Annotated in this window: 28 protein-coding genes; 17 read left to right on the forward strand and 11 right to left on the reverse strand. The window is 71.4% G+C overall.

Annotated features, from left to right (window positions below; translation table 11 throughout):
- The first annotated feature begins 11 nt into the window (after positions 1-11).
- The 10 genes from AB0M83_RS01500 to AB0M83_RS01545 all read left to right on the forward strand — a co-directional run bounded on the left by AB0M83_RS01500 (position 12) and on the right by AB0M83_RS01545 (position 9107).
- Positions 12-695: an SDR family oxidoreductase gene (locus AB0M83_RS01500; RefSeq protein WP_364510723.1), complete on the forward strand. Its 684-nt coding sequence runs from the start codon at positions 12-14 to the stop codon at positions 693-695.
- A gap of 13 nt (positions 696-708) precedes the next feature.
- The gene (dgoD, locus tag AB0M83_RS01505) at positions 709-1854 is read left to right on the forward strand and encodes a galactonate dehydratase (RefSeq protein ID WP_364510726.1); all 1146 of its coding nucleotides are present in this window, start codon (positions 709-711) and stop codon (positions 1852-1854) included.
- Positions 1848-2699, forward strand: a complete 852-nt coding sequence (locus AB0M83_RS01510) for a DUF4380 domain-containing protein (protein ID WP_364510728.1) — start codon at positions 1848-1850, stop codon at positions 2697-2699. Before dgoD ends, AB0M83_RS01510 begins: the two co-directional genes overlap by 7 nt.
- A gap of 22 nt (positions 2700-2721) precedes the next feature.
- Positions 2722-4149 (forward strand): adenylosuccinate lyase, encoded by a 1428-nt coding sequence (gene purB, locus AB0M83_RS01515; protein ID WP_364510730.1) that lies wholly within the window; start codon positions 2722-2724, stop codon positions 4147-4149.
- A 149-nt stretch (positions 4150-4298) separates the two neighbouring features.
- A complete protein-coding gene (locus tag AB0M83_RS01520) occupies positions 4299-5120 on the forward strand; it encodes an ABC transporter substrate-binding protein (protein WP_364510732.1) in 822 nt (273 codons plus the stop codon).
- A gap of 1 nt (position 5121) precedes the next feature.
- Positions 5122-5886: an ABC transporter substrate-binding protein gene (locus tag AB0M83_RS01525; protein WP_364510735.1), complete on the forward strand. Its 765-nt coding sequence runs from the start codon at positions 5122-5124 to the stop codon at positions 5884-5886.
- A gap of 7 nt (positions 5887-5893) precedes the next feature.
- Positions 5894-6673 carry an ABC transporter substrate-binding protein gene (locus AB0M83_RS01530; protein ID WP_364510738.1) on the forward strand — a complete coding sequence of 260 codons (780 nt, stop codon included), beginning with the start codon at positions 5894-5896 and terminating at the stop codon, positions 6671-6673.
- 6 nt (positions 6674-6679) lie between these two features.
- Positions 6680-7447: an amino acid ABC transporter permease gene (locus AB0M83_RS01535; RefSeq protein WP_364510741.1), complete on the forward strand. Its 768-nt coding sequence runs from the start codon at positions 6680-6682 to the stop codon at positions 7445-7447.
- Complete coding sequence (locus AB0M83_RS01540) at positions 7444-8184, forward strand: amino acid ABC transporter ATP-binding protein (protein WP_364510842.1); 741 nt, start codon at positions 7444-7446, stop codon at positions 8182-8184. Before AB0M83_RS01535 ends, AB0M83_RS01540 begins: the two co-directional genes overlap by 4 nt.
- 41 nt (positions 8185-8225) lie before the next feature.
- Positions 8226-9107 (forward strand): MOSC N-terminal beta barrel domain-containing protein, encoded by an 882-nt coding sequence (locus AB0M83_RS01545; protein WP_364510744.1) that lies wholly within the window; start codon positions 8226-8228, stop codon positions 9105-9107.
- Here AB0M83_RS01545 and AB0M83_RS01550 read toward each other — a convergent pair.
- Positions 8990-9796, reverse strand: a complete 807-nt coding sequence (locus AB0M83_RS01550) for an SAM-dependent chlorinase/fluorinase (protein WP_364510747.1) — start codon at positions 9794-9796, stop codon at positions 8990-8992. The two genes, AB0M83_RS01545 and AB0M83_RS01550, sit on opposite strands and share 118 nt — an antisense overlap.
- 47 nt (positions 9797-9843) lie before the next feature.
- On the opposite strand from AB0M83_RS01550, the gene AB0M83_RS01555 reads away from it, so the two are divergent.
- The 3 genes from AB0M83_RS01555 to AB0M83_RS01565 all read left to right on the forward strand — a co-directional run bounded on the left by AB0M83_RS01555 (position 9844) and on the right by AB0M83_RS01565 (position 12000).
- Entirely contained in the window at positions 9844-10845 is a 1002-nt protein-coding gene (locus AB0M83_RS01555) for a phosphoribosylaminoimidazolesuccinocarboxamide synthase (protein ID WP_364510750.1), read from the forward strand.
- Positions 10766-11230, forward strand: coding sequence for an NADPH-dependent FMN reductase (locus tag AB0M83_RS01560; protein ID WP_364510753.1), 465 nt, complete (start codon positions 10766-10768; stop codon positions 11228-11230). Before AB0M83_RS01555 ends, AB0M83_RS01560 begins: the two co-directional genes overlap by 80 nt.
- Before the next feature lie 74 nt (positions 11231-11304).
- Positions 11305-12000 carry a DUF2334 domain-containing protein gene (locus AB0M83_RS01565; protein WP_364510755.1) on the forward strand — a complete coding sequence of 232 codons (696 nt, stop codon included), beginning with the start codon at positions 11305-11307 and terminating at the stop codon, positions 11998-12000.
- 317 nt (positions 12001-12317) lie between these two features.
- Here the strand turns inward: AB0M83_RS01565 and AB0M83_RS01570 are convergent, their stop codons facing one another.
- Positions 12318-12923: a TetR family transcriptional regulator gene (locus tag AB0M83_RS01570; protein WP_364510757.1), complete on the reverse strand. Its 606-nt coding sequence runs from the start codon at positions 12921-12923 to the stop codon at positions 12318-12320.
- Positions 12924-13014: 91 nt separating this feature from the next.
- Between AB0M83_RS01570 and AB0M83_RS01575 the strand changes: the two genes are divergently transcribed.
- Positions 13015-13959 carry an SDR family NAD(P)-dependent oxidoreductase gene (locus tag AB0M83_RS01575; RefSeq protein WP_364510760.1) on the forward strand — a complete coding sequence of 315 codons (945 nt, stop codon included), beginning with the start codon at positions 13015-13017 and terminating at the stop codon, positions 13957-13959.
- A 17-nt stretch (positions 13960-13976) separates the two neighbouring features.
- On the opposite strand, the gene AB0M83_RS01580 is transcribed toward AB0M83_RS01575, so the two are convergent.
- Genes AB0M83_RS01580 through AB0M83_RS01590 form a run of 3 tightly spaced genes read right to left on the reverse strand, consistent with a single transcriptional unit; the run spans position 13977 to position 16352 of the window.
- Positions 13977-14612 (reverse strand): MBL fold metallo-hydrolase, encoded by a 636-nt coding sequence (locus AB0M83_RS01580; protein ID WP_364510762.1) that lies wholly within the window; start codon positions 14610-14612, stop codon positions 13977-13979.
- Between the two features lie 33 nt (positions 14613-14645).
- Complete coding sequence (locus AB0M83_RS01585) at positions 14646-15416, reverse strand: tyrosine-protein phosphatase (protein ID WP_364510765.1); 771 nt, start codon at positions 15414-15416, stop codon at positions 14646-14648.
- 3 nt (positions 15417-15419) lie between these two features.
- Positions 15420-16352, reverse strand: coding sequence for a DUF5937 family protein (locus AB0M83_RS01590; protein ID WP_364510768.1), 933 nt, complete (start codon positions 16350-16352; stop codon positions 15420-15422).
- A gap of 61 nt (positions 16353-16413) precedes the next feature.
- Here AB0M83_RS01590 and AB0M83_RS01595 point away from each other — a divergent pair, with 61 nt between their 5' ends.
- Together AB0M83_RS01595 and AB0M83_RS01600 are read left to right on the forward strand one after the other, a co-directional pair.
- Positions 16414-17559, forward strand: coding sequence for an MFS transporter (locus tag AB0M83_RS01595; protein WP_364510771.1), 1146 nt, complete (start codon positions 16414-16416; stop codon positions 17557-17559).
- A 34-nt stretch (positions 17560-17593) separates the two neighbouring features.
- Entirely contained in the window at positions 17594-19090 is a 1497-nt protein-coding gene (locus AB0M83_RS01600) for an aldehyde dehydrogenase family protein (protein WP_364510774.1), read from the forward strand.
- 86 nt (positions 19091-19176) lie between these two features.
- Here AB0M83_RS01600 and purQ read toward each other — a convergent pair whose 3' ends face one another.
- Both purQ and purS read right to left on the reverse strand, forming a co-directional pair.
- Positions 19177-19854, reverse strand: coding sequence for a phosphoribosylformylglycinamidine synthase subunit PurQ (gene purQ / locus AB0M83_RS01605; RefSeq protein WP_364510777.1), 678 nt, complete (start codon positions 19852-19854; stop codon positions 19177-19179).
- The gene (gene purS / locus AB0M83_RS01610) at positions 19851-20090 is read right to left on the reverse strand and encodes a phosphoribosylformylglycinamidine synthase subunit PurS (RefSeq protein WP_086675945.1); all 240 of its coding nucleotides are present in this window, start codon (positions 20088-20090) and stop codon (positions 19851-19853) included. Before purS ends, purQ begins: the two co-directional genes overlap by 4 nt.
- Before the next feature lie 160 nt (positions 20091-20250).
- On the opposite strand from purS, the gene AB0M83_RS01615 reads away from it, so the two are divergent.
- Positions 20251-21822: a GMC family oxidoreductase N-terminal domain-containing protein gene (locus AB0M83_RS01615; RefSeq protein WP_364510779.1), complete on the forward strand. Its 1572-nt coding sequence runs from the start codon at positions 20251-20253 to the stop codon at positions 21820-21822.
- Positions 21823-21916: 94 nt separating this feature from the next.
- On the opposite strand, the gene AB0M83_RS01620 is transcribed toward AB0M83_RS01615, so the two are convergent.
- From AB0M83_RS01620 to AB0M83_RS01635, 4 genes are all read right to left on the reverse strand, one after another.
- On the reverse strand, positions 21917-22345 hold the full coding sequence (locus tag AB0M83_RS01620; protein ID WP_364510781.1) for a pyridoxamine 5'-phosphate oxidase family protein: 429 nt from the start codon (positions 22343-22345) through the stop codon (positions 21917-21919).
- Between the two features lie 66 nt (positions 22346-22411).
- Positions 22412-24157 carry an ABC transporter ATP-binding protein gene (locus AB0M83_RS01625; RefSeq protein WP_364510783.1) on the reverse strand — a complete coding sequence of 582 codons (1746 nt, stop codon included), beginning with the start codon at positions 24155-24157 and terminating at the stop codon, positions 22412-22414.
- Positions 24154-25788 (reverse strand): ABC transporter ATP-binding protein, encoded by a 1635-nt coding sequence (locus AB0M83_RS01630; protein WP_364510786.1) that lies wholly within the window; start codon positions 25786-25788, stop codon positions 24154-24156. Before AB0M83_RS01630 ends, AB0M83_RS01625 begins: the two co-directional genes overlap by 4 nt.
- Positions 25789-25923: 135 nt before the next feature.
- On the reverse strand, positions 25924-26129 hold a 206-nt coding region (locus tag AB0M83_RS01635; RefSeq protein ID WP_364510788.1), incomplete at its 5' end, for a hypothetical protein.

Below are 26129 nucleotides of genomic sequence, written 5' to 3' on the forward strand. Positions count from 1 at the left end.
GGGAGAAGGCGATGTCCACGCGTACCGCGGTGGTGACCGGAGCGGCATCCGGGATCGGGGCGGCAACGGCCCTGAAGCTCCTGGAAGCCGGCTACCGCGTGCTGGGCGTGGACATCGCCGAACTCCCCGACGGCGTCACGCCGATCCGGGGCTCGGTGAGCGACGAAGCGACGTGGACGGCCATCGGTGAGGTGGACGCCCTGGTCAGCAACGCCTACGTGCCGAGCACCGGGCCGTTGCACGAGATCGACCGCGCGGAGTGGCAGCGCCAGCTCGACGTCAACCTGACCGGCACGTACCTCGCCCTGAAAGCCTGCCTGCCCTCGCTGCGGGCGCGGGGCGGCGCGGTCGTCCTCGTCTCGTCGGTGCACGCGCACTTCGGCCTGCCGGGCCACCCCGCGTACGCCGCGAGCAAGGGCGCGCTGGTCGCGCTGGCCCGGCAGCTGGCCGTCGAATACGCCCCGGACGTGCGGGTCAACTCCGTCCTGCCGGGGCCGGTGCTCACCCCGGCCTGGGACCGCATCCCGCCGGAGGACCGCCGACGCAGCGCCCAGGCGACCCCGGCGGGCCGGCTCGGTGACCCGGCGGAGGTGGCGAACGTGATCGCTTTCCTGCTCTCGGACGCGGCGTCGTTCGTCACCGGGGCCGAGCTGACCGTCGACGGCGGCTGGTCCGCCGCCAAGGATTCCGCGTAGATGGGGGACACGGGTGAAGATCACCGGGGTTGAAACGTTTCTGGTCGCGCCGCGCTGGCTGTTCCTCAAGGTCAGCACGGACGAAGGCATCAGCGGCTGGGGCGAGCCCGTGGTCGAGGGCCGCGCGGAGACCGTGCGCGCGGCCGTGCACGAGCTGTCCGAGCTGCTGATCGGCCAGGACCCGCTGCGCATCGAGGACCACTGGCAGGTGCTGCGCCGCGGCGGGTTCTACCGCGGTGGCCCGGTGCTCTCCAGCGCGCTGGCCGGGTTCGACCACGCGCTGTGGGACATCGCCGGCAAGGTCCGCAACGCCCCGGTGCACGAGCTGCTCGGCGGTCCGGTCCGCGACCGCGTCCGGGTTTACAGCTGGGTCGGCGGCGACCGGCCGTCCGGCATCCGCGAAGCCGTGTCCGCGCAGGTCGAGGCCGGGTTCACGGCGGTGAAGATGAACGTCGCCGGCCCGCTGACCGCCATCGCGTCACCCGCGGAGGCCGACGCCGCCGTGGCGCGCGCGTGGGAGGCGCGGGAGGTGCTCGGCCCGCACCGCGACCTCGCGATCGACTTCCACGGCCGCGTCTCGCCCGCGATGGCGCGGCGGCTGGTCAAGCTGCTCGAAGACGTCCAGCCGATGTTCGTCGAGGAACCGGTGCTGCCGGAGACGCAGGGCGACGCGCTGCGCTCGATCGTCGAAGCCTCGACCGTGCCGATCGCGCTCGGCGAGCGGCTCTACTCGCGCTGGGAGTTCAAGCCGGCGCTCGACGCGGGCGTCGCGGTGCTGCAGCCCGACCCGTCGCACGCCGGCGGCATCTCCGAGCTGCGGCGGATCGGCGCGCTCGCCGAGATCTACGGCGCGTCGCTGGCACCGCACTGCCCGCTCGGGCCGATCTCCCTGGCCGCGTCCCTGCAGGTCGCGTTCGCGACGCCGAACTTCCTGATCCAGGAACAGAGCATCGGCATGCACTACCACGAGGGCCGCGAGCACGCGTACCTCGCGGACCCGTCGATCTTCGCCTTCCAGGACGGCTACGCGGCCCGCCCGCTCGGGCCCGGGCTCGGCATCGAGGTCGACGAAGCGGCCGTCCGCCGCGCCGACGAGGTCGGCCACACGTGGCGTTCGCCGGTGTGGCGCCACGACGACGGCGGTCTCGCCGAATGGTGACCTGGCTCGAACGCGGCGACCTGCGGCTCGGCCTGGTGCCGGAGCTGGGCGGCCGGCTGCTGTCGGTGCGGCACCGCGGCGTCGAGTTGTTGTGGCGCAACGCCGAACTGCTCGACGACTCGCTGAACCCGTGCGACGGCGGTGTGTTCCGGCCGAACTCCGGGCGCATGGGCGACTGGGTCAACTACGGCGGGGACAAGACGTGGCCGGCGCCGCAGGGCTGGGACGGTCCGGACCAGTGGCCCGGCCCGCCCGACCCGGTGCTGGATTCGGGCCCGTACCTGGCCTACGTGAGCGACGACCTGGTCACCATGGTCAGCCGCGCGGACCCGCGCACCGGCCTGCAGCTCAGCCGCACGGTGGCCCTCACCGGCGACGGTTACGAGCTGCGGCTGACCGCGAAGAACACCAGCTCGCGACGGGTGCGGTGGGCCCTGTGGAACGTCACGCAGCTCCCCGGCGGCGGCCCGGTGACGGCCGGGCTCACCCGGCCCGACGTCGTCGCGCTGGTCGCCGGGACCGGCACCCCGGAGTACACAGTGGACGGTGACCGGCTGGTGGTCCCGCCCCAGGACGTCGTCGGCAAGCTGGGTGTACCGGGCACCGCGGGCTGGGTTTCCTACGGCCCGCTGACCCTGTCCTTCGACGTCGACCCCGCCGGCGAGTACCCGGACGAAGGCTCGCCGCTGGAGATCTGGCTCGAGCACCCGCAGCCGGCCCCGCTGGCCGCACTGGGCGACCTCGACCCGCCCGCGCGCATCGTGGAGCTGGAGGTCCTCGGCCCGCTGACGACCCTGGCGCCGGGCACCTCGACCGGCCTGACCATCCGCGCCACGGTGGCCTGACCTGCGCAGGTATCGTGAGGGCGTGACGGACAAGCCCCGCATTCCGAACGTGCTCGCCGCCCGCTACGCCTCGGCGGAGCTGGTCTCGCTCTGGTCGCCGGAGCAGAAGGTCGTCCTGGAGCGGCAGCTCTGGCTGGCCGTCCTCAAGGCTCAGCAGGACCTCGGCGTCGAGGTGCCCGACGGCGTCGTCGAGGACTACGAGCGCGTCATCGACCAGGTCGACCTCGAGTCGATCGCCGCCCGCGAGCGCGTCACCCGCCACGACGTCAAGGCGCGCATCGAGGAGTTCAGCGACCTCGCCGGCCAGGAGCACATCCACAAGGGCATGACCTCGCGCGACCTCACCGAGAACGTCGAGCAGCTGCAGCTGCTCCGCTCGCTGGAGCTCGTGCGCACCCGCGTCGCCGCCGTGCTGGCGCGGCTGGCGGCCCTCGCCGTCGAGCACGCCGACACGGTCATGGCCGGCCGCTCGCACAACGTCGCCGCGCAGGCCACCACCCTCGGCAAGCGGTTCGCCACCGCGGCCGACGAGCTGCTCGTCGCCTTCGAACGGCTCGACAACCTCATCGAGCGCTACCCGCTGCGCGGCATCAAGGGCCCGGTCGGCACCGCGCAGGACATGCTCGACCTGCTCGGCGACGAGTCCACTTTGGATCAGCTCGAAGACCGCGTCATGCAGCACCTCGGGTTCGGCCGGCGGTTCGTCAGCGTCGGCCAGGTGTACCCGCGCTCACTCGACTTCGACGTGCTGTCCACTGTGGTCCAGCTCGCCGCGGCGCCGTCCAGCCTGGCCAAGACGATCCGGCTGATGGCCGGGCACGAGCTGGTCACCGAGGGCTTCAAGCCCGGCCAGGTCGGCTCGTCCGCCATGCCGCACAAGATGAACACCCGCTCGTGCGAGCGCGTGAACGGTCTCGCGGTCGTGCTGCGCGGCTACCTCTCCATGATCGGCGAGCTGGCCGGCGACCAGTGGAACGAAGGCGACGTCTCCGACTCGGTCGTCCGCCGCGTCGCGCTGCCGGACGCGTTCTTCGCCCTCGACGGCCTGCTCGAGACCTTCCTCACGGTTCTTTCCGAGTTCGGCGCGTTCCCGGCGGTGATCGAGCGTGAGCTTGATCGCTACCTGCCGTTCCTCACCACCACGAAGGTGCTCATGGCGTCGGTCCGCGCGGGCGTCGGACGTGAGACGGCCCACGAGGCGATCAAGGAGCACTCCGTCGCCGTCGCGCTGGAGATGCGGGAAGGCCGCGCCGAGAACGACCTCCTCGACCGCTTCGCCGCCGACGAGCGCATCCCGCTCGACCGCGGTGAGCTGGACAAGCTCCTCGCCGACCGCATCTCGTTCACCGGTACGGCCGGCCGTCAGGTCGAGCAGGTGGCCGAGCGCGTGGCGCGGGTGCTCGAGCGGTTCCCCGCGGCCGCGGGCTATGCGCCGCAACCGATCCTGTGAGCTGACGCACCTGTCCACCCAGTGGAACGAATCCACACGAACGGGCGAAATCCCTAATCTCGATCGCTGAACCCGGAGCGTCAGGACCCCTACCCCGTGACCTGACGTGCTTTCCTCGCGCCCAAGCGCGCCGACCTCTGGAAGAAGCGATGAGATCCACGCTGTCGAAAATCGCCGCGGCCGTCACCGCGGGCGCGTTGACGCTGACCCTGGCCGCCTGCGGCTCGGACAACCCCGCCGCGGGCCAGACCCTGCGCGTCGGGACCCTGAGCGACGCCCCGCCGTCGATCTACCTGGAGAACGGCCGGTTCACCGGCTACGACAACGAGCTGCTGCGTGACATCGCCCAGCGCGAGGGCTTCGAGGTCGAGTTCGTCGGCACCGAGTTCTCCAGCCTGCTGGCCGGCGTCGCGACCGGCAAGTTCGACATCGGCAGCTCGACGATCTCCAGCACCGAGGCGCGCAAGAAGACGGTCGCCTTCTCCAACGGCTACAACACCGGCTTCACCACGATCGTCACCGCCAAGGGCGCGAACCTCAAGGACCCGGCGGCGTTCGCGGGCAAGCGGCTCGGCGTCGTCCAGGGTTCGGTGCAGGACGAGTTCGCCGGCAAGACCGCCGGCGCCCAGGTCGTCCGCTTCCCGGACTACAACGCGGGTTTCGCGCAGCTGAAGAACGGCACGCTCGACGGCTGGGTCGTGCCGCAGGACATCGGCCAGAAGTACCTGGACCAGAACCCCACGGTCCCGCTTGAGCTCGGCTACACGGTCGAGGACAAGGACACTCCGTCGGCCTTCGCCGTCGCCAAGAACAACCCCGACCTGCTCAAGAAGCTCAACGACGGACTCGCCAAGGCGATCGCGGACGGCTCCGTCGCCCGCATCTACGGCCAGTTCTACAAGACGACGCCGCTGTCGAAGGAACTTCAGCAGGGCGGCCCCGGCCTGCCCGTCAAGAACCTGGGTGCGTGACATGAAGAAGCTGATCGTCACCGTACTGGCCGCCGCTCTGACGCTCACCGCGTGCGGTGGTTCGGACAACGCGTCCTCGACGCTGCGCGTGGGCACGCTGAGCGACGCGCCGCCGAACATCTACCTGAAGGACGGCAACTACACCGGCTTCGACAACGAGCTGCTCAAGGCCATCGCGGCCAAGCAGGACCTCAAGCTGGAGTTCGCCGCGACCGACTTCTCCGCGCTGCTCGGGCAGGTCGCGTCGGGCCGCTACGACATCGCCAGCTCGGCGATCGCGCAGACCGACGAGCGCAAGAAGACGGTCGACTTCTCGTCGGCCTACGACTTCGAAACCATGAGCATCCAGGCCAAGCAGGGCACGCCGGTCACCGACGAGCAGGGCCTGGCGGGCAAGCGCGTCGCCGTCATCCAGGCGACCGTCGGCGACCACTGGCTGGGCAGCACCGTGCCGGCCGCGCAGGCCGTGCGGTTCCCGGACTACGCCGCCGCGCTGACCGCGTTGAAGAGCGGCGCCGTCGACGCGTACATCCTCGACCAGAGCATCGCCGAGAAGAACGTCACCGACAACCCGGACGCCAAGCTCGTCGTCGTGAAGAGCTTCGTCACCGACGTGCCGCACGGCTTCGCGGTGAAGAAGGGCAACGCCGAGCTGCTGGGCAAGATCAACGACGGGCTCAAGCAGGTGATCTCCGACGGGACCTGGCTTAAGCTGCACCAGCAGTTCCTGCCGACCGCTCCGGTGCCGGCCGGGTTCCAGGGTTAGGAGAAGCATGAAGAAGACACTGGTCACGGCGCTCACCGCGACCTTGCTCGCCGCGCTCACGGCGTGCGGCGGCTCGGACAGCGGCGGCGACAAGACCTTGCGCGTCGGCACGCTGAGCGACTCGAAGCCGAACGCCTACCAGGAGAACGGCAACTACACCGGCTTCGACAACGAGCTGCTGAAGGCCATCGCGGCCAAGGAGGGCCTGAAGCTCGAGTTCGCCGCGACGGAGTTCTCGGCCCTGCTCGGCCAGGTCGCCAACGGCACGTTCGACATCGGCAGCTCGGCGATCTCCCAGACCGACGCCCGCAAGAAGACCGTCGACTTCTCCGCGCCGTACAACTACCAGGCCCTCGGCATCGAGGCCAAGGAGACCGCGGGCATCACCGACGAGAACTCCCTGGCGGGCAAGCGGGTCGGCGTCGTCCAGGGCACGGTCTCGGACACCTGGCTCGGCACGAACGCGCCGACCGCGCAGGCCGTCCGCTTCCCCAACGACGCCGCGGCCCTCAACGCCCTCAAGACCGGCGCGATCGACGGCGCGGTGTTCGACCAGGCCACGGCCGAGGACTACGCGAAGAACAACGCCGACGCGAAGCTCAAGGTGACCAAGGCGATCACCACGACCATCCCGCACGGGTTCGCGTTCAAGAAGGGCAACACCGACCTCATCAACAAGATCAACGACGGCCTGAAGAAGGTCATCGCGGACGGCACGTGGGTCAAGGTGCACGACCAGTTCGAGCCGACCGCGCCCGTGCCCGCCGAGTTCAAAGCGGGGCAGTAGTCCACAATGGACGATTTCGTCAACACGTTCCTGAACTGGGACTACATCTCCCAGGTCCTGCCGGACCTGCTGAAGACCGGCCTGCTGAACACGCTCATCCTGTCGGTGTCCTCGGCGCTGATCGGCACCGTGCTCGGCATGCTGCTGGCGGTGATGGGCCTGTCCACCAAGTGGTGGCTGCGCTGGCCCGCGCGGGTCTACACCGACATCTTCCGCGGGCTGCCGGCCATCCTGACGATCCTCCTGATCGGCCAGGGGCTCGGCACGCTCGCGCGGGACGTCGTCGGCACGAACCCGTACCCGATGGGCATCCTGGCGCTGTCCCTGATCGCGGCGGCCTACATCGGCGAGATCTTCCGCTCCGGCATCCAGAGCGTCGACAAAGGACAGATGGAGGCCAGCCGCGCGCTCGGCATGAGCTACACGAAGTCGATGCTGCTGGTGATCATCCCGCAGGGCGTCCGGCGGGTGCTGCCGGCGCTGGTGAACCAGTTCATCGCGCTGGTGAAGGACTCCAGCCTCGTCTACGTGCTCGGCCTGCTGTCCGGGCAGCGTGAGCTGTTCCGGATCGGCCAGGACCTCGCGGCCAACACCGGCAACCTGTCGCCGCTGGTCGCCGCCGGCGTGTTCTTCCTGGTGATCACGGTGCCGCTGACGCACCTGGTGAACTACATAGACAAGAAGCTCCGGACCGGCCGCAAAGTGCGCGCCGACGACCCGGACGACAGCGACCCGGTGGAGATCGGTCCCGGAGGGAGGGTGAGCACGTGGTGACGACGGCGGTGCGCTCGTCCAGCGTGGAGCTGCGCGACATCCACGTCAGCTTCGGCACACTCGAAGTCCTGCGCGGCGTCGACCTCAAGGTTGAGAGCGGCCGGACGACCTGCGTGATCGGGCCGTCCGGCTCCGGCAAGTCGACGCTCCTGCGGTGCGTGAACCGGCTGCAGGAACCCGACTCCGGCGACCTCCTCCTCGACGGCGAGTCCGTGATCAGGTCCGACCCGGACGCCCTGCGCCAGCGCGTCGGCATGGTGTTCCAGCACTTCAACCTGTTCGGTCACCGGACGGTGCTGGACAACATCGTGCTGCCGCTGCGCAGCGTGAAGAAGCTGAGCAAGGAGGAAGCGGCGGCGATCGCCCGCGCGCGCCTGGCGGACGTCGGCCTCGCGGACAAGGCGCCGTACCGGCCGAGCGCGCTCTCGGGCGGTCAGCAGCAGCGTGTCGCGATCGCCCGGGCCCTGGCGATGGACCCCGAGGTGATGCTCTTCGACGAGGCCACCAGCGCACTCGACCCCGAGCTGGTCAAGGGCGTGCTCAACCTCATGGCGGGCCTGGCCTCGCGCGGGTTGACCCTGATCGTCGTCACGCACGAGATGGGCTTCGCGCGCAGCGTCGCCGACGAGGTCGCGTTCATGGACGCGGGCCGCATCGTGGAGCAAGGACCGCCGGCGCAGATCTTCGACGAGCCGCAGAGCCCCCGCCTGCAGCGATTCCTGTCTCAGGTGCTCTGAACCGGACGCTTCGCCGCCGTGCCCGCGGGTAGCCTGCGGGCATGGCGAGGATCGCGCGGCTGACGTACTACCCGGTCAAGGGCTGTGCCGGCACTTCGGTGCCGGCCGCCGACGTCGGACCGGCCGGACTGGCGCACGACCGGGTCTTCCAGGTCGTGGCGCCGGACGGCGACTTCCGCAGCCAGCGCCGCTACCCGGTGCTGGCCGCCGTCCGGCCGCGAGTCGACGGCGACAGGCTCGAACTCACCGCACCGGGCATCGAAGACCTCGTCCTCGACGTCCGGCGCGACGGCCCGCGGCACCCGGGCTCGACGTTCTCCTGGCACGGCACCGGCGTCCACCAAGGCGAGGAAGCCGCGCAGTGGTTCTCGGAGCTGCTCGGCCTGCCGTCCGTCCTGATCGGCGTCGCGCCGGACCACGAGCGCGTCACAGGTGGCGAGACGCCCGGCACCGCCGCGTTCGCCGACGGGCACGCGCTGCTCGTCGCGTCCGAGTCCTCTTTGGACGGGCTGAACGAGCGGATCGCGTCCCGAGGCGGCGAACCCGTGCCGATGGACCGCTTCCGCCCCAACATCGTCATTTCCGGCTGGGTCGAGCCGCACACCGAGGACGAAGTCCGCGCGATGACCGCGGGCACGGCTGAATTCGGCTACGCCAAGCAATGCGTGCGCTGCACGGTGCCCATGGTCGACCAGGAGACGGGTGAGAAAGCCGGCCCGGAGCCGATCCGCACGCTCGCGAGCTACCGCCGGCACCCGGACGGCGGCGTGGTCTTCGGGATGAAGGCCGCCGGCCTGCGACCCGGTCAGGTGACGGTCGGCGACGAGGTGATCGTGCACTCCTGGGCCGGCCCCAACCCCAGCACGGCCGCGGCGGAACCGCCGTTGACGGCGACGGCGAGCCGTCCCGCGGAGTCGGTGTAGAGCACGCTCGCTCCGGCGGGCACGTCGGCGAAGGTGCGCCCAATCTCGGTGACCACCGCGACCCGCTCGCTGTGCACGGAAACCGCGCCGGACAGCCCCGACAGCTCCAGGTCCGCCGGGGTCGCGGCGAGCTGGACGTTGCCGAAGTGGCCGACCGTCAGCACTTCCGACACCAGCTTCCCGGGGAACGCGGCCACGAACGGCTCCGGCAGTTCGACCAGGCCGGACACCGGGTCGCCGAAGTCGGCCGGTGCGACTCCCAGCGCCAGGTGCGCCGCCGCGGGTGCGAAGACGTCCCGGCCGTGGAACGTCGCCGACGTCACCGGCAGCCGCAGTGACGGCTCGGCCAGCTCGTACGCGGCTCGCACCCCGCCCAGCGCGTGCGCGGCCGGCAGCAGGAGGCCGTTGTCCGGCCCGACCAGCAGCCCGCTCCCGGCGACGACGACCACGCCGAGCCGGTCCGTGCCGACGCCCGGGTCGACGACGGCGACGTGCACCGCCTCCGGCAGGAACGGGACCGTCTGGGCCAGCGCCATCGCCCCGTGCCGGACGTCCTGGGGCGGCACCTCGTGCGTGACGTCGAGCACCCGCACGGCGGGCGCCAGCCGCGCGATCACGCCGTGGCAGGCCGCCACGAAGCCGTCGCGCAGGCCGTAGTCGGTGGTCACCGAGATCCAGTCGTACGCCATGCCAGCATCATCCATGGTGGCGGAGGGTGCGCGTTAGGGTTCAGCGCGTGACACCCCTCCCCACCCCCGAGCGACTCACCTCCGGCAAGGTCCGTGACCTGTACGCCATGGACGACCACCTGCTCATCGTCGCTTCCGACCGCATCTCCGCCTTCGAGCGCGTGTTCCCCACCGACGTCCCGGACAAGGGCCGGGTGCTCACCGCGATGAGCGTGTTCTGGTTCCGCGAGCTGGCCGACGTGCTCCCGAACCACCTGGTGGCCTCCGACGGCCCCGGCATCCCGGACGCCTTCCGCGGCCGGGCCCTGCTGGTCGAGCGGCTCGACATGCTGCCGGTGGAGGCGGTCGTCCGCGGCCACCTCACCGGCCGCGGGTACGCGGACTACCGCCGGTCCGGAGCGGTGTGCGGCCTCACGCTGCCGCCGGGGCTGGCCGAGTCCGCCCGCCTCCCGGAGCCGATCTTCACGCCGTCCACCAAGGCGCGACCCGGCGAACCCGACGAGAACATCGACTTCGACACCTTCACGTCGGTCCTCGGCCGCACGCTCGCCGAAGAGGTCCGCGAGGCGTCGCTCGAGCTGTACCGCCGGGGCGCCGCGCTGGCCGCCGAGCAGGGCTTGCTGCTGGCCGACACGAAGTTCGAGTTCGGCATCGGCAAGAACGGCGGCCTGGTGCTCGCGGACGAGCTGCTGACGCCCGATTCCGCGCGCTACTGGCTGCCCGACGGCCACAGTCCCGGCCGCCCGCGGCCGTCGTTCGACAAGCAGCACGTGCGCGACTGGCTGGTCGACCCGGTTTCCGGCTGGGACTGCGTGTCCGCGCTGCCGCCGTTGCCGCCCGAGGTGGTGACCGCCACGCGCGACCGGTACCTCGAGGCATGCCGCCGCATCACCGGGCGTTCCCTGGCAGACTGGCTGCGTGATCCTGCTGATCTGCGGCAGCCTGCGAGCAGGCTCCGGCAATGCGGCGGTGCTGGGGACCGTGGCGACGCTCACCGCGAGCAAGACGTACACCGGCCTCGGCGACCTGCCGCACTTCAACCCGGATGACGATCGCGACCCGCTGCACCCGGAGGTCGCGGCGCTGCGGGCGGCCATCAAGGAAGCGGACGCCGTCTTGATCTGCACGCCGGAGTACGCGGGCGGCCTGCCGGGCTCGTTCAAGAACCTCCTGGACTGGACGGTCGGCGGCGGCGAGATCTACGGCAAGCCGGTGTCGTGGATCAACGCGTCCTCGGTGGCGGCCCCGACGGGTGGCCGCGACGCGCACGACTCACTGCGCAAGGTCCTCACGTACGCCGGCGCGAAGATCGTCGACGAGGCGTGCGCACGGATTCCGGTCTCGCGCGCGGACGTCGCCGACGGTCAGGTCGCCGACCCCGACCTGCGGGGCCGGATCGCGGTGGCCGTGAAGCGGCTGCGCGAAGGCGTCTGACCCTTCCGGCAACGGACGCGCGCCCGTTCTGCGCAGTTCATGGGCCCTTTAGACGCGTGCGGCCCAATGGTGGCGTGGACGCTCGCTTGCTGGTTTCGCTGTCGGGAATCACCCCGCGCACGCTGCACCGGTGCGCCGACCTCGCGGCCGAGCTCGACCGCCGCAAGGTGCCGCTCTCGGTGCTGTACGCCGCCCGCACCGGCGGCGGCCCGGTGACGGAGTGGGTGCGCACGCGCGCCCGAGCCGGCGATTCCGTGCTGCTGCACGGGTACGACCACACCGTCACGCCCACGCACCGCACGGTGTACCTGGGCAAGAAGGCGGAGTTCGCGACGCTGCCGGCGCACGAGGCACGGCTCCGGCTGATCGCCGCGAAGGCCGCCTTGGACAACACCGGCCTGACGGTCGACGGCTTCGCACCGCCGCGCTGGATCGCCTCCACGGGCACACTGCAGGCGCTGGCGGAGCACGGCTTCCGCCTGTGCGCGGATCTCGGCGCGGTGCGCGACCTCGTCACGGGCGAGGTGCGCCGGGCGCGCGTGAGTGAGTTCACGAGCCAGTCGCACCGCACGGAAACGGTGCGCTGTTTCGCGCTGGTGCTGGCGGCGGCCCGCGCGGCCCGCCGGGGCGGCCTGGTCCGGCTGGGGGTCGACGCCACGGACCTCACCCGCCCCGGTCTCCGCCAGGCCCTGCTCGACGCCGTCGACGTCGCCCTGGAGAACCGCGCGTTCGGCGCCACCTACGGCTCGCTCCGGACGGTGGCGGCCTGAGCGATGGTCAGCTGGACCGTGCGGCAGGCGAGTTCTGGCGGGTCCGGGCCGAACGGGCTGACGACGCGGTGGGGCCGCAGCGCGGGCACGCCTCGAACCCGGCGGCCAGTCGCTCGGGTCACTCCGGACGGTGGTCGCCTGAGCGGTGATCAGCCGCACCGCGCGGCGGGTGAGCTCCGGCGCGTCCGTGCCGACCGGGCTGGCGACGCGGTAGGGCGCCAGTGCAGGCACGCTCGGAGCCCGGCGGCCAGCCGCCGTCGGTTCACTCTGGAGTTGTCAATGATCGCCCCTGACGGGGATTGGGCTCGCTCCTCACCTCAGTGCGCCGGGTTCGGGTCGAGGAGCACGTCGAGCCGTCCGAAGGCCATGTCGACCGCCGGGGCGAGCGCGGGTGCGTCGGCTCCGGCGAGCCGGCTGCCCGCCTGGTAACAGGCGACCGCGACCTGCGCCGCCAGCACCGCGACCTCCCGGGGTGTGCCGCGTTCCAGCAGGATCGCTTCACCCAACTCGGCGAACCGTTGCAGCTTCCGCGCGCTGCGGTCCTTGAGCTCCGGGTTCTCCTCCAGCAGCCGCTGGTGCATTTCGTAGTGCGCGGCGTCCGCCGTGGCTTCCGCGCACACGTCCAGCACCAGAGCGCGGACCTGCTCCAGCGCCGCCGGAAGGTTCCGGGGTGCCTCCCCCGGCGTAGCGCGCTGCCGCTCCGCCAAGTGGTCCAACAGTTGCTGCTCGTCCGAAAACACCACCTCCTGCTTGTCGCCGAAGTACCGGAAGAACGTCGTGCGCCCCACCTCCGCGCGCTCGGCGATGTCCGTGACGGTGACATCGGTGAACCCGCGCTCCGCGAACAGTTCGAAGGCCGCCTCCACGATCTGTTCACGAGCTTGTTTCTGCTTTCGCTCCCGCAGCGAGGGGCGTTGTTTCATGGCTCCACAGTAGCGGAACCGGTATCGAGTCCGCTACGGTACTGAGTACCAGTTCGAATCGAGTACCTGATCGGATGAAGGGACCAGCGCCATGACCCAACCGACCAAGACACTGCTCATGACCGGGGCGAGCCGGGGTATCGGCCGCGTCGCGGCGGAACGGCTGCTCCGGGACGAAAAGGACCAGCTGGTGCTGGTCGTCGTGAGAGGGGAGGAGGCCGGGCGCCGGCTGACGCGAGAACTGGCCGGCCGCACGGGGAACCCGAACGTCCGCGCGGTGTCGTGCGACCTCGGCTCGCTCGCGGAGGTGCGCGCGGCGGCGGAAACCGTGCGGAAGATGCTCGACGAGCGGGAGATCCCGCCGTTGACCGGGCTTCTGGCCAACGCGGGGGTGCAGATGGCGTCGGCCACGAAGACGACGGCGGACGGGGTCGAAGCCACGTTCGGGATCAACGTCCTGGCGAACTACCTGCTGCTCCACCTGCTCGCCGACCGGTTCGAGCCGGGCGCGCGCGTGGTGGTGACCGGAAGCGAGTCGCACTTCGGTGACTTCCGGCACAACCTGGGCCTCGTCCCGGCGCCCCGGTGGGCCGACCCGCGAAGCCTCGCCCGGCCGGGTGCCGGTCCGGCGGCCGAAACCGTGGCCGCGGGGCGCCGGGCCTACTCGACCAGCAAGCTCGGCGTGCAGTACCTGGTGCACGCCCTCGCGAGGCGGCTTCCCGAGGTCGACGTCTACGCCTACACCCCCGGACTGGTCCCCGGCACGGGCCTCGCCCGGGACGCCGGCGCGATCCAGCGCTTCGGCTTCCGGTGGCTGCTTCCGCTGCTCTGGGTGACTCCCATCGCGTCGAGCCCGCAGACCGCCGGGGTCAAGCTGGCCGCGGCCATGACCACACCCCGGCCGGCCGAGTCCGGGGCTTACCTCGACCGCGGCCGGGTCGTGCCGTCGTCGGCGGAGTCGTACGACGAGGAGCGGGAGGAGGAGCTGTGGCGTGGTGCGGCCGAGTTGTGCGGCGTGCCGGTCGGTCCGTCGTGACCCGCACGCCGCGCGGCCTAGAACTTCGCGGGCTCGGCCCGGTCCAGCACCTTGACCTCGGTCCCCTCCGGCGCGAGGTTGCCGAACAGGCCGTAATGCATGGCCGGGTTGGCCAGCACGGCTTCGTGGATCGGCACGGCCACCCGCGGCGCCACGGCCCGCAGGTAGTCGACCGCCTCGCCGGCCTTGAGCCACGGCGCGCCCGTCGGCAGGCCCAGGATGTCGATCTTCTGCTCGGGGACGAAGAACGAGTCGCCCGGGTGGAAGAACGCGCCGTCGTCGAAGACGTAGCCGATGTTCGGGATCACCGGGATGTCGGAGTGGATGACGGCGTGCTCCCCGCCGACTGCCTTGATCGAGGTGTCCCCGACGGCGAACGCGTCACCCACGTTGGCGATGTCGAACGGGATGCCCAGTTTCTCGACCTCGGGTGCCGAACCGGGGTCGACGATCAGCTTCGCGTCCGGGTTGGCTTCGAGGATCTTCGGCAGCCGGTCGACGTCCAGGTGGTCGAAGTGCTGGTGCGTGACCAGCACAGCGGACAGTTCCCGCTCACCCTCGAACCCGGTGGAGAACGCGCCGGGGTCGATCAGGATTCGCTCGGAGCCGGTTTCCAGCAACAGGCAGGCGTGTCCGAAATGGACGATACGCATCGATGTTCTCCTTCGCAGGTGGTCGATTCCAGCCTAGTCCCGGTTCGTCAGCCGGTGCCGGATGTCGTCGAGGTCGCCGCGGTGCACCCCCGCATCGAGGAGGTACCGCTCGGCGTCGAACCCCTCGAGGATCTCCCGGATGACGGCCGCGGCCGTCGTGCCCCGCTCCGCGAGGAGGGCCTCGATGACCGGCCTTTGGTCTTGGGCGCCCAGCTCGGCGAGCAGCGGTTTGAGGGCCTCTGCGGACAATCCGTAGTCCGCGGCGATCGCGTCGGCTTCGACGTCGGCGAGCGCCAGCAGCAGGAGCGCGACCAGCCCGGTCCGGTCCCGCCCCGAACCGCAGTGGAACACGACGCCACCGGGGGCGGATCGCGCGATCGCCTCGAAGACAGCCGCGCAGCGCTCGGCCTTCCGTTCGAGGAAGACGGGGTAGTAGAGCGGGGTGCCGTTCAGCCGTTCGCCGTTGACGTAGCGCCAGAACCCGACGTCGCCGATGTCGTCGAGGGGAACTTCGACGCGGTCGATACCCGCCGGCGTCGTCACGTCGGCCGCGACGGCGAACTGCGCCGAACCCGCCAGCGCCGTCGGGCTGTCCGTCGTCGGCCGGATCTCGTCGGCGTTGCGCAGGTCGATGACGGTCCGGACGCCGGACTCTCGCGCCTGCGCCCAGCCCGCCTCGGTCACGAACCGGAGGTCCGCCGCTCTGAAGAAGGCACCGCGGCGAGTCGTGCGACCCGCTCCGGTCGGCAGACCGCCGAGATCTCTGGTGTTGTGGAAGCCTTCCCAAGTCACCGCTCTGCTCATGCGTCACAGTTTGCCCGTGAGCAGCGCGTCGCCGAGCTCTGTCCGCCGGTACAGCACCCGGTGGCCGCGACGCTCCGACGTGAGCAGCCCCGCTCCTCGCAACGCCGTGAGGTGTGCGGAAACCGTCGCGGGCGCCAAGTCGTGGCGCCGGGCCAGCTCGGTCGTCGCCGCGGGGCGGTCGAGCGTCGTGAGCAGCAGCGCCCGCGTCCGGCCGAGCACCTCGACCAGCGGCTCCGGCGGCGCCGCGGCAGACGTCCACAGCGAGGCGACCCCGCGAGCGGGATAGAGAAGGGAGATCTGCCACGGCGGCACCGTCACGACGCCGACGTTCGGCCACGCGAACACCGCCGGGATCAGCAGCAGTCCGCGCGAATCGATTTCCAGGCGCTCGCGTGCCGGGAGGTCGACCAGCACCGACGTGTCCGACAGCCGCACGCGCGGGTGCAGCCCGGCCAGCATCGACGCGATCCCGCCGGAACCCAGCTGCCGCGTCCGGTGCGCGATGTCCGCCGCCAGCAGCTCGCGCAGGCGGGGCCACTCCGGTGCGAGCAGCGCGTCCCACACGGTCTCGAGCTGGTCGGCCAGCAGGTCGCGCGCGGCCGCCGGGTCATCCGGCAGCCGCGAAAGGTCGGCGTCGACCATCCCGAGCTCCAACGCGACCTGGTGTGGTGGCGTCGCCCGGACCGCGCGCAGCTGCGCCTCGGCCGTCGTCTCCGGGCCGTCGGGCGGCGGGCTCAGGAACTCGGTGATGTAGTGCCGCGCGCTCAAGACGGCGGTCAGCTCGGGCACGTCGGAAAGGTCGGTGAGCCACGGCAGGTGCGCCGGGTGCCGCCGGACGCCCAGTAGCGTCCGGACGGCACCCAGCACCTCCTCCAGCGGCGAGATGGCGAAGCGGACGCGTTGCGCGCCGGCCGCCGTCAGCACCAGCTCGATCATCGGTGATTCGTCCTCACCCGAATCAGTGTGCCTTGCGGGAAGCACGGACGAGCGTGTGAGCATGTCGTTGTTCACCCATCGCGCCTACTGGCGCTGGTCGGCGGGCGTCCAGTTCGCCCGGTTGCCGGCGACCATGGCACCGCTCGCGTTCACCCTGCTGACCACCGCGACGACCGGTTCCTACCGGCTCGGCGGCGTGCTGATGTCGGTCTACGTCGCCGCCGAAATGGTCTGCGCGGTGCCGGTCGGGCGGCTGCTCGACCGCGTCGGCCCGGCCCGCGGCCTGCCGGCGCTGCTGCTCCTGACCGCGGCGGGGTTCGTCGTGCTGGCGCTGGCCGCCGCGGCGGCCGCACCCGGCGCCGTCTTGCTGGCGATCGTCCTGCTGCCCGGCATCACGGGCGGGGCGTTGTCGGGTGGGTTCCGGACGCTGCTCGCGGACACGATCGACGACGAGCTGCTGCCGCGGGCGATCTCCGTCGACGCGATGATCCTCGACGGCGTGCTCGTCGGCGGTCCGGCGCTGGTGGCGCTGCTCGACATGGCCGGTTCGCTCGTGCCGCTGGCCGCGATGGCGGTCGCCTGCGTGGTTGCCGCCGCGCTCGTCCCCCGGCGCGCGGGTGAGCGCGAACGGGTGGAATCCGCCGCCGACATCGCGCCCGCCCGGCTCGTCACCTACCTGCCCTGGCTCTGCTGCGCCTTCACCATCGGGCTGCTGACGTCGACGATCGAGGTCGCGCCGTTGCCGCTGGTCCAGCGCCTCGGCGCGCCCGACACGGCCGCGCCGGTGGTGATCGCCGTACTGACCGGGGCGAGCATCGCGGGCAGCTTGCTCTACGTGTGGCGGGGCAAGATCGGCGACCCGCGGCTGTTCCTCGGCGGGTTCATCGTCGGCGGGATCGTGCTCGCCGCCGACCTGGGCTGGGCGGGCTTGCTCGGGTCCGTGGCCGTGATCGGCGCGTGCGGCGGGCCGCTGGTGGCCGCGACCTCGGTCAACCTGCAGCGCGTGCTGCCGAAGAACCGCAGGTCAGCGGGGTTCTCGCTGTCCTTCACGGTCCAATCGGCCGGCTTCGGGATCGGTTCGCTGGCCGTCGGCGTGCTGCCGTTGTGGCTCGCACCGTTGGTCGGTGTCTTTGCCGCGGCGATCGCGGGTGCAATGCTGGTAGCGAAGCCCGCGAGAGCTATTGGCACGATGTCAGTAACGTCGTAGCCTGGGCTGACCCGCTACCTCCAGGGAGACGCCGATGACTGCCGTCCAGCCGAAGCCGACGTCGGTCGGCGAGACTTTTGACTCGCTCAGCCCGGCGACCGACGAGGTGGTCGGAACCTACCCCGTGCACTCCGCCGAGGACGTCCAGGCGGCCGTCGCGCGGGCGCGTGTCGCGGCGAAATGGTGGGAGGGCCTGGGCTTCGCCGGGCGCGCCGAGCGGCTCCGCGCCTGGAAGGGCGTGCTGACGCGCCGGCTCCCGCAGCTGTGCCAGGTGGTCCGCGACGAGACCGGCAAGCCGATCGCGGACGCGCAGCTCGAGAGCGTCCTGGCCATCGAGCACATCGCCTGGGCCGGCAAGCACGCGAAGAAGATCCTCGGCAAGCAGAAGCGCTCGGCCGGGCTGCTGATGTCGAACCAGGCGGCGACCGTCGAGTACCAGCCGCTGGGCGTGGTCGGCGTGATCGGCCCGTGGAACTACCCGGTGTTCACGCCGCTCGGCTCCGTCGCGTATGCGCTCGCGGCGGGCAACGCCGTGGTGTTCAAGCCGAGCGAGTACACGCCGGGCGTCGGGAAGTGGCTGGTCGACGCGTTCGCCGAGGTCGTGCCGGAGCAGCCGGTCCTGCAGCTGATCACGGGCTTCGGCGAGACGGGCGCGGAGCTGGTGCGAGCTGGTGTCGACAAGATCGCGTTCACCGGCTCGACGGCGACGGGCAAGCGCATCATGGCCGCGGCGGCCGAGACCCTGACGCCGGTGGTCATCGAGGCGGGCGGTAAGGACCCGGTGCTGGTCGACGCGGACGCGGACCTCGACGCGGCGGCCGACGCGACGGTCTGGGGCGCGTTCTCCAACTCGGGTCAGACCTGCATCGGCGTCGAGCGGGTGTACGTCCACGAGAAGGTGCACGACGAGTTCGTCGCGAAGGTCGTCGAGAAGTCGAAGGACGTGCGCGCGGGCTCGGACGAGGCCGCGCAGTACGGCCCGGTGACGATGCCCTCGCAGCTCGGCGTGATCAAGCGGCACATCCAGGACGCGCTGGCCCGCGGCGGCAAGGCCGTCCTCGGCGGCGAGGAAGCGGTCGGCGACCGCTACGCGCAGCCGACGGTGCTGATCGACGTCCCGGAGGACTCGGAGGCGGTCACCGAGGAGACGTTCGGCCCGACGGTGACGATCGCGAAGGTCCGCACCATGGACGAAGCGGTCGAGAAGGCGAACAGCACGAAGTACGGCCTCGGCTCGACGGTCTTCTCGAAGTCCCGCGGAGTCGAGCTGGCCGAGAAGCTGCGCACGGGCATGACGGCGATCAACGCGCCGCTGTCGTTCGCGGGCATCGCGTCGCTGCCGTTCGGCGGCGTGGGCGACTCGGGCTTCGGTCGCATCCACGGGCCGGAAGGCCTGCGCGAGTTCGCCCGCACGAAGGCGATCGCCCGCCAGCGCTTCACGGCGCCGTTGACGCTGACGTCGTTCAGCCGCAAGGACTCCACGGACGCGCTGGTGGCCAAGCTGGTGACCATCCTGCACGGCAAGCGGTGAGACGGTCCGGGGCTGTGGACAACTCGCGTCCACAGCCCCGGAACTGTCGGTGACCCCCGGTAAACTGGAAACCGGGGGGCGGAGGCCTAAGCCTTGATCAGCGCGTCCACCGCGCTGTAGAACATGCCGAGCCCGTCGTCCGACGGCCCGGTCAGCGCGTCGATCGCGTGCTCCGGGTGCGGCATCAGCCCCACGACCCGGCCGTTCTCGCTGCGGATCCCCGCGATGTCGTTGCGCGACCCGTTGGGATTGCCGCCGACGTACCGGAACACGACGCGCCCTTCGGCCTCCAGCTCGTCCAAAGTGGACTGCTCGGCCACGTAGCACCCGTCGATGTTCTTCATCGGGATGAGGATCTCGGCGCCTTGCTCGTACCGCGACGTCCACGCGGTGCCGGTGTTCTCCACCCGCAGCCACTGGTCGCGGCAGATGAAGTGCAGGCCCTGGTTGCGGATCATCGCGCCGGGCAGCAGCCCCGCCTCGCACAGGATCTGGAACCCGTTGCAGATGCCGAGCACCGGCATGCCCGCGCGCGCCGCCTCGATCACCGGCGTCATCACCGGCGCGAACCGGGCGATCACGCCCGCGCGCAGGTAGTCGCCGTACGAGAAGCCGCCGGGGACGACCACCGCGTCGACGTCGTGGAGGTTCTCGTCCGCGTGCCACAGCGGCACCGCTTCCGCGTCGGCGTAGCGGACCGCGCGGGCCGCGTCACCGTCGTCGAGCGTGCCCGGGAAGGTGATGACGCCGATGCGCGCGCTCACGCGTCCACCCGCGTGATCGTCCACTGCTCGATGACCGGGTTCGCGAGGAAGCCCTCGGCGATCTTCTCGAGCGTCGCGTCGTCGACCGTGTCGTCGACCTCGATCTCGAAGTGCTTGCCCTGGCGGATCTCCTTGATCCCGGTGAAGCCGAGACGGCCGGCGGCGCCGAGCGCGGCCTGTCCCTGCGGGTCGAGGATTTCGGGCTTCGGCATGACGTCGACGACGACTCGGGCCACGGCAGGCTGCTCCTTATTCACGCAGGTCGTGGGTACCCCGCGAGCATAGTTCACCCAGTTCCGCAGGCCACGGGGGCCGCCGGGAAACCTAGACTGGCCCACGGCGCGCCGCTGCGCCATGATGAGTCGTTGACATCGCGCCAACAGCTGTGGAGGCACCGTGGACTCCTACGACTACGTGATCGTCGGCGCCGGGAGCGCCGGGTGCGTGCTGGCGAACCGGCTCACCGAAGATCCGTCGGCCCAGGTCTTGCTGCTCGAAGCGGGTGCGGAGGACACCGCTGACGAGATCCACATCCCCGCGGCGTTCCCCTCGCTGTTCAAGACCCGGTGGGACTGGAACTACGAGACCGTCGAGCAGAAGCACACCGGCAAGCCCGCGTACTGGCCGCGCGGCAAGGTGCTCGGCGGCTGCTCGTCGATCAACGCGATGATCTACATCCGCGGCAACCGCGCCGACTACGACGGCTGGCGCGATTCCCACGGCGCCGAGGGCTGGGGCTGGGACGACGTCCTCCCGTACTTCAAGCGCGCCGAGGGCAACCAGCGGCTCGATGGGCCGCTGCACGGCACCGACGGCCCGCTGAACGTCGAGGACCGCCGGTTCACCCACGAACTTTCGAGCGCGTGGGTCGACTCGGCCGTCTCGTGGGGTCTCAAGCGCACCGACGACTTCAACGGCGAGAGCCAGGAAGGCGCCGGCGTCTATCAGGTCACCTGCAAGAAGGGCCGCCGCTGGTCCACCGCCGACGCGTACCTGCGGCCCGCTTTGGAGCGGCCGAACCTCACCGTGAAGACCTGCGCACCCGCCAGTCGCGTCGTCTTCGAGGGCACGCGCGCGGTCGGCGTGTCCTATTTGGACAACGGAGTCGAGACCACGGCACGCGCGTCGGCCGAGGTGATCCTGAGCGGCGGTGCGGTGAACTCACCGCAGCTGCTGATGGTCTCCGGCGTCGGCCCGGCCGAACACCTGCGCGAGCACGGCATCGACGTCGTCGCGGCGCTGCCCGGCGTCGGCGAGAACCTGCACGACCACCCCGCGTGCGGGATCATCTGGTCCACGCGCGGCACGACCGACCTGGTCGACGCGGCCACGCCGCGCGGGCTCGTCCGCTACCAGCTGACCAAGCGCGGGCCGCTGACGTCGAACATCGGCGAGGCGGGCGCGTTCTTCCCGACCACCGGCGGGCTTCCGGCGCCGGACATGCAGATCCACGTCGCGCCGACGCTGTTCTACGACAACGGGATGCGCGAGCCCACGGTCCCGGGCTTCACGTCGGCGGCGACGCTGGTGGACGTCGCGAGCCGCGGCCGGCTGCGGCTGAAGTCGGCGAACCCCGCGTGGAAGCCCGAAATCGACCCGGCGTACTACGCGGAGTCGCGTGATCTGGACACGATGATCGCCGGGCTGCGCGCGCTGATCGAGATCGGCCGCACCGGCCCCTTGAAGCGGTTCTTGGACAAGCCGTTCCTGCCGGCGCGGCACGATCTCAGCGACGCCGAGCTGGCCGAGCACATCCGCGAGAACACGCAGACGCTGTACCACCCGGTCGGGACGTGCTCGATGGGAACCGGGGAGCAAGCGGTGGTCGACCCGCAGCTGCGGGTACGCGGGGTCGAGGGACTGCGGGTGGTGGATGCCTCGGTGATGCCCGTGGTGCCGCGCGGGAACACCAATGCGCCGACGATCATGGTGGCGGAGAAGGCGGCGGATCTGATCCGGGGGCGTTGACGGGCCGGGGGCCGCGGCCCCCGGTATCCAGTTTACCGGGGGCTACCGACAGTTCCGGGGCTGTAGAAGCGACTTGTCCACAACCCCGGTCCGGTCAGCTCTTGCCCTGGTCGTTCGAAAGCCACTTCTCCGGCCGGACCCGCACCAGCACCGACCGCTCCCCGAGCGCCGAGTCGACGTACGCCTTCGCCTCGGCCTCGGGCCAATACCGCCCCGCGATCCGCAGCGCCTGCTCGCGCGTCGGCGGCTGGTCGTTGGCCACCACCGGACCCTCCACCGTCACGTACTTGTACGGCGGGTTCTCGTCCTGGACGGCCAGGCTCAGCCGGCCCGCCGCCGTGATCGCGCGGTCCTTGACCGTGTCGCGTTCCATCCAGATCAGCAGCTCGCCACCCGGCGAGTAGTCGTACCAAACCGGGACCGCCAGCGGTGCCCGGCCGGCGCGCTCCACCGCCAGCACCCCGACGTGCACCCCGCTCAAGAACGCTTCGCGCTCTTCCGCGGTCATCACGAACGACGACATGTCACTCCCCGGGTAGAAGATCGCCTACCCGGGGAGCAACACGCCACCGACTCCGGACATTCCGGACTACGAAGCCGCCGCCACCAGCCGCGCGTAGGAACCGCCGGCCGCCAGCAGGGACGCGTGCGGCCCCAGCTCCGTGATCCGGCCGCCCTCGACCACCGCGACCCGGTCCGCCGCCGCGGCCGTGTGCAGGCGGTGGGCGATCGCGATCACCGTCCGCCCGGCCAGCACGCTGTTCAGCGACCGTTCCAGATCCCGCGCCGAACCCGTGTCCAGCAGCGACGTCGCCTCGTCGAGCACCAGCGTGTGCGGGTCCGCCAACACGACCCGGGCCAGCGCCAGCTGCTGCGCGATCGACGCCGGTACCGGGTGCTCGCCCGAGCCCAGCTTCGTGTCGAGCCCGGACGGCAGGGTCGCGACCCAGTCCGACGCGCCCGCCGAGGCCAGCGCCGCCAGCAGCTCGTCGTCCGTCCAGTCACCGCCCGCCCGGCGGGCCGGCAGCGCCAGGTTCTGCCGGAGCGTCCCGGAGAACACGTGGTGTTCCTGGGTCAGCAGCAGAACCTCGCCGCGCAGGACGTCGTCGGCCAGCGACGAGACGTCCTGGCCGCCGATCCGGACCGAACCCGACGACGGTGCCGCGATGCCCGCCAGCAGCCGCCCGAGCGTCGACTTGCCCGCGCCGGACGGGCCGACGATCGCCAGCCGCTCGCCGCGCGGTACCCGCAGGTCGATGCCGTGCAGCACTTCGCGATCGGCGGTGTAGGCGAACCGGACGCCGTGCACGTCGATGTCGCGCCCGCGCGGGACCTCCGCCACCTTCGGCGACTCCTCGAGGGACACCGCGTGGATGCCCAGGATCCGGCGCGCCGCGGCCGCCGCGACCTGCAGGTCCTCCAACCAGAACAGCGCCTCGTTCAGCGGCGACGACATCGCCTGGACGTACAGCAGCATCGTCGTGATCTCGCCGAGCCCGGCCCAGCCGCGCGTGTACGCGAGCAGCCCGAGCGGCAGCATGACCGCCAGCGGCAGCACGTAGCTGATCTCCAGCGACGGCAGCCACCGCAGCTGCAGCGCCCGCATTCGCCGCTCGCCGAGGATGCTCTGGTCCAACGCGTCGTACGCCGCGTCGACGCGGCGCTCGGTGAGCCCGAGCGCCTCGACCGTGCGCGCGCCCTCCGCCGTCTCGTGGACGCTGGTCGTCAGGTCCGCCCAGCGGTCGAGCATCCACTGCATGATCGACGGGATCCGCCGCTGGTACCAGACGTTGACGGTCACCAGCAGCGGCACCGCGACCAGCAGGCCCAGCGAGAGCAGCGGCGACGTCAGCACCATCGCGACGACCGTGAACACCACGGTCACGGCCGCGATCAGGATCTCCGGGGCCGCGAACCGCGCCGCGTGGTCGATCCGGCCGAGGTCGGTCGTGGCGCGGCTGAGCAGGTCGCCGGTGCCGGCCGCTTCGACCGTGCCGAGCGGCAGCTGCAGCGCCGTCCCGACGAACTCCTCACGCGTCTTGGCCAGCACCAGCTCGCCGAAGATCGCGCCGCGCATCCGCGCGATCTTCCGCGCCACCGCCTGCAGCACCAGGATCGCGAGGAACGCCACCGCCAGCACGTCGACGTGACCCGTCGTCGTGCCACCCGCGACGTCGTCGACCAGCGAGCCGAGCAGCTGCGGCCCGGCCAGCCCGATCAACGTCGCCACGCACAACGCGCCGAGCAGCAGCCCGAACTCGCGTTTGTGCACCGCCGCCGTCTTCAGCGCCCAGCGCCGGACGTCCCGCCGGGACGCCGTGGGGAGCCGTTTCATACCGTCACTACCTTCGCCGTGAAAACCTCGTCGGCCACATGTGTCCACAAGGGACTCTGGCTGAACACCACCGTCGTCTTGCCGCGGCGCAGGGCCGCGACGCGCTCGGTGATGCGTGCCTCCGTGTGCGCGTCGACCGCCGACGTCGGCTCGTCCAGCACCAGCACGTCGGCGTCGGTCGCCAGCGCGCGGGCCAGGTTCAACCGCTGCCGCTGGCCACCGGACACCTCGCGCCCGCGCTCGCCGATGACCTCGTCGACGCCCTGGGGCAGCGCCGCGACGATGTCGTCGGCGTCGGCCGCGTACAGCGCTTCGGTGAGGCTCACGCCGCTCGGCCGCGCCGGCGCCAGCTGCTCGCGCAGCACGCCCGAGAACCAGATGTCCTGGTTGTGCGCGTAGACGACCCGCCGCCGCAGCTCCGCGAGCGCGACGTGGTCCGCCCGGACGCCGCCGACCAGCACCTCTTCGCCCTCGGCCGGGTCGGCGAAGCGCGCCAGCCGGTCGGCCACCGCTTCGCCGTCGGCGCCGAAGTCGACGACCGTCAGCCGTCCGGCGGCGACCCGCACGCCGGACTCGGTGTCGACCAGCTCCAGCGGCCCCGCGGGCAGCCGGACCGGCGTCCCCGGGTCCGCCAGCTTCGGGGGGATCGCCAGCAGCGTCACCACTTTCCGCGACGCGACCAGGCCCGATGTGATCGAGCCGACGGCCTCCGTCGCCGCGGTGACCGGCCAGACGAGGAACGCCGAAACGCCGTAGAACGCCACCAGCTGCCCGACGCCGATCTCCCCGGCCACGGCCAGCCGCGCGCCCAGCCAGGTGATCACCACGGTGACCAGGCCGGGCAGCGCGATCTCCGCGCCGGCCAGCCACGCCTCGGCCCTGCCGACCTCGATGCCGGCCCGCCGCACCCGCTGGCTCGTCTCGCGGAAGCGGGTGAAGAACCGCCGCTCGCCGCCGATGCCGCGCAGGATTCGCAGGCCCGACACGATGTCCGCGCCGAGCGCGTTGACCTCGCCGCGCTTCTCGCGCTGCTTGGCCTTGCGCTTCTGCAGCGGCGCCAGCAGCGGCCCGATGCCCAGCACCGCGACCGGCACGCCGACCAGCGCGACCACGCCGAGCAGCGGCGACGTCGAGATCAGCCACACGGCGACCACGACGAACGCGAGCAGCGAGCCGAACGCCCGGCCGGTCATCTCGACGGTGTTGCCGATGTGGTTGATGTCGGTCGTGGAGATCGCGACGAGCTCGCCGGTGGTCGTCTTCTCGCGCAGGCCGGCGCCGACACGCGTGGTGTGCGCCGACACAGCGCGCTGCGTGGAGCCCGCGCCGTGCAGCCAGAGGCCGTAGTTGAGGAAGTGCAGCCAGGTCCCGGTGAGCGCCTGCACCACGCCGAGCAGGGCGGCGGCCACCGCCCAGCGCCAGACGGCGGCACCGTCGTGCGCGCTGACGGCGCCGATGCCCTGGCCGATGACCAGCGGCACCAGCGCACCCGGCAGCGCCCAGACGACACCGAGCCCGGCGGCGCCCAGCACCGTGCCGAGCCGGGCCCGGAACACGGCGAGCAGGAAGCGGCTCGCGCTCGGCCGCGCGGGCAGCCGCAGCGGCGGAAAGGGATACGTGGCGGAAAGCACGATTCCCGACGGTAAGCCGACACCCGGGCAAAGGCGACCGATTTACGACGGCCCCGCCCGCGCGGCGGCGGCCGGGGCGCTTTCGGGAAGCACTTCGGGGCACCGCGGCCCGTGGGGGGACCCCCGGTTTCAACGTTACTCGTAGCCGCCGACAATTCCGGCTCGCGCGCCCGAGCCACCGCCGAGTTGTCCACAAGGCGTGTTCACCCAATCGAGTTGTCCCGCGGCACCCAAGCGCCCCAAGGTGGCCTTGGTTGCGTTGAGCGCACCGAAGGCCGCCTTGGGTGCGCTAACTGCCAGTCGCGTTACCTGAAGGTCGCGACGGTACGGGTGAACTCGAT

The sequence above is a fragment of the Amycolatopsis sp. NPDC051106 genome (assembly GCF_040682775.1).
GTDB lineage: Bacteria > Actinomycetota > Actinomycetes > Mycobacteriales > Pseudonocardiaceae > Amycolatopsis.

Coding starts and splice junctions, on each gene's coding strand:
- AB0M83_RS01595 (WP_364510771.1), top strand. CDS start 16,414: ATGTCGTTGTTCACCCATCGCGCCTACTGGCGCTGGTCGGCGGGCGTC.
- AB0M83_RS01600 (WP_364510774.1), top strand. CDS start 17,594: ATGACTGCCGTCCAGCCGAAGCCGACGTCGGTCGGCGAGACTTTTGAC.
- AB0M83_RS01535 (WP_364510741.1), top strand. CDS start 6,680: ATGGACGATTTCGTCAACACGTTCCTGAACTGGGACTACATCTCCCAG.
- AB0M83_RS01510 (WP_364510728.1), top strand. CDS start 1,848: ATGGTGACCTGGCTCGAACGCGGCGACCTGCGGCTCGGCCTGGTGCCG.
- AB0M83_RS01625 (WP_364510783.1), bottom strand. CDS start 24,157: ATGAAACGGCTCCCCACGGCGTCCCGGCGGGACGTCCGGCGCTGGGCG.
- AB0M83_RS01530 (WP_364510738.1), top strand. CDS start 5,894: ATGAAGAAGACACTGGTCACGGCGCTCACCGCGACCTTGCTCGCCGCG.
- AB0M83_RS01550 (WP_364510747.1), bottom strand. CDS start 9,796: ATGGCGTACGACTGGATCTCGGTGACCACCGACTACGGCCTGCGCGAC.
- AB0M83_RS01575 (WP_364510760.1), top strand. CDS start 13,015: ATGACCCAACCGACCAAGACACTGCTCATGACCGGGGCGAGCCGGGGT.
- AB0M83_RS01500 (WP_364510723.1), top strand. CDS start 12: ATGTCCACGCGTACCGCGGTGGTGACCGGAGCGGCATCCGGGATCGGG.
- AB0M83_RS01520 (WP_364510732.1), top strand. CDS start 4,299: ATGAGATCCACGCTGTCGAAAATCGCCGCGGCCGTCACCGCGGGCGCG.
- AB0M83_RS01590 (WP_364510768.1), bottom strand. CDS start 16,352: ATGATCGAGCTGGTGCTGACGGCGGCCGGCGCGCAACGCGTCCGCTTC.
- AB0M83_RS01585 (WP_364510765.1), bottom strand. CDS start 15,416: ATGAGCAGAGCGGTGACTTGGGAAGGCTTCCACAACACCAGAGATCTC.
- AB0M83_RS01525 (WP_364510735.1), top strand. CDS start 5,122: ATGAAGAAGCTGATCGTCACCGTACTGGCCGCCGCTCTGACGCTCACC.
- AB0M83_RS01570 (WP_364510757.1), bottom strand. CDS start 12,923: ATGAAACAACGCCCCTCGCTGCGGGAGCGAAAGCAGAAACAAGCTCGT.
- AB0M83_RS01620 (WP_364510781.1), bottom strand. CDS start 22,345: ATGTCGTCGTTCGTGATGACCGCGGAAGAGCGCGAAGCGTTCTTGAGC.
- AB0M83_RS01580 (WP_364510762.1), bottom strand. CDS start 14,612: ATGCGTATCGTCCATTTCGGACACGCCTGCCTGTTGCTGGAAACCGGC.
- AB0M83_RS01545 (WP_364510744.1), top strand. CDS start 8,226: ATGGCGAGGATCGCGCGGCTGACGTACTACCCGGTCAAGGGCTGTGCC.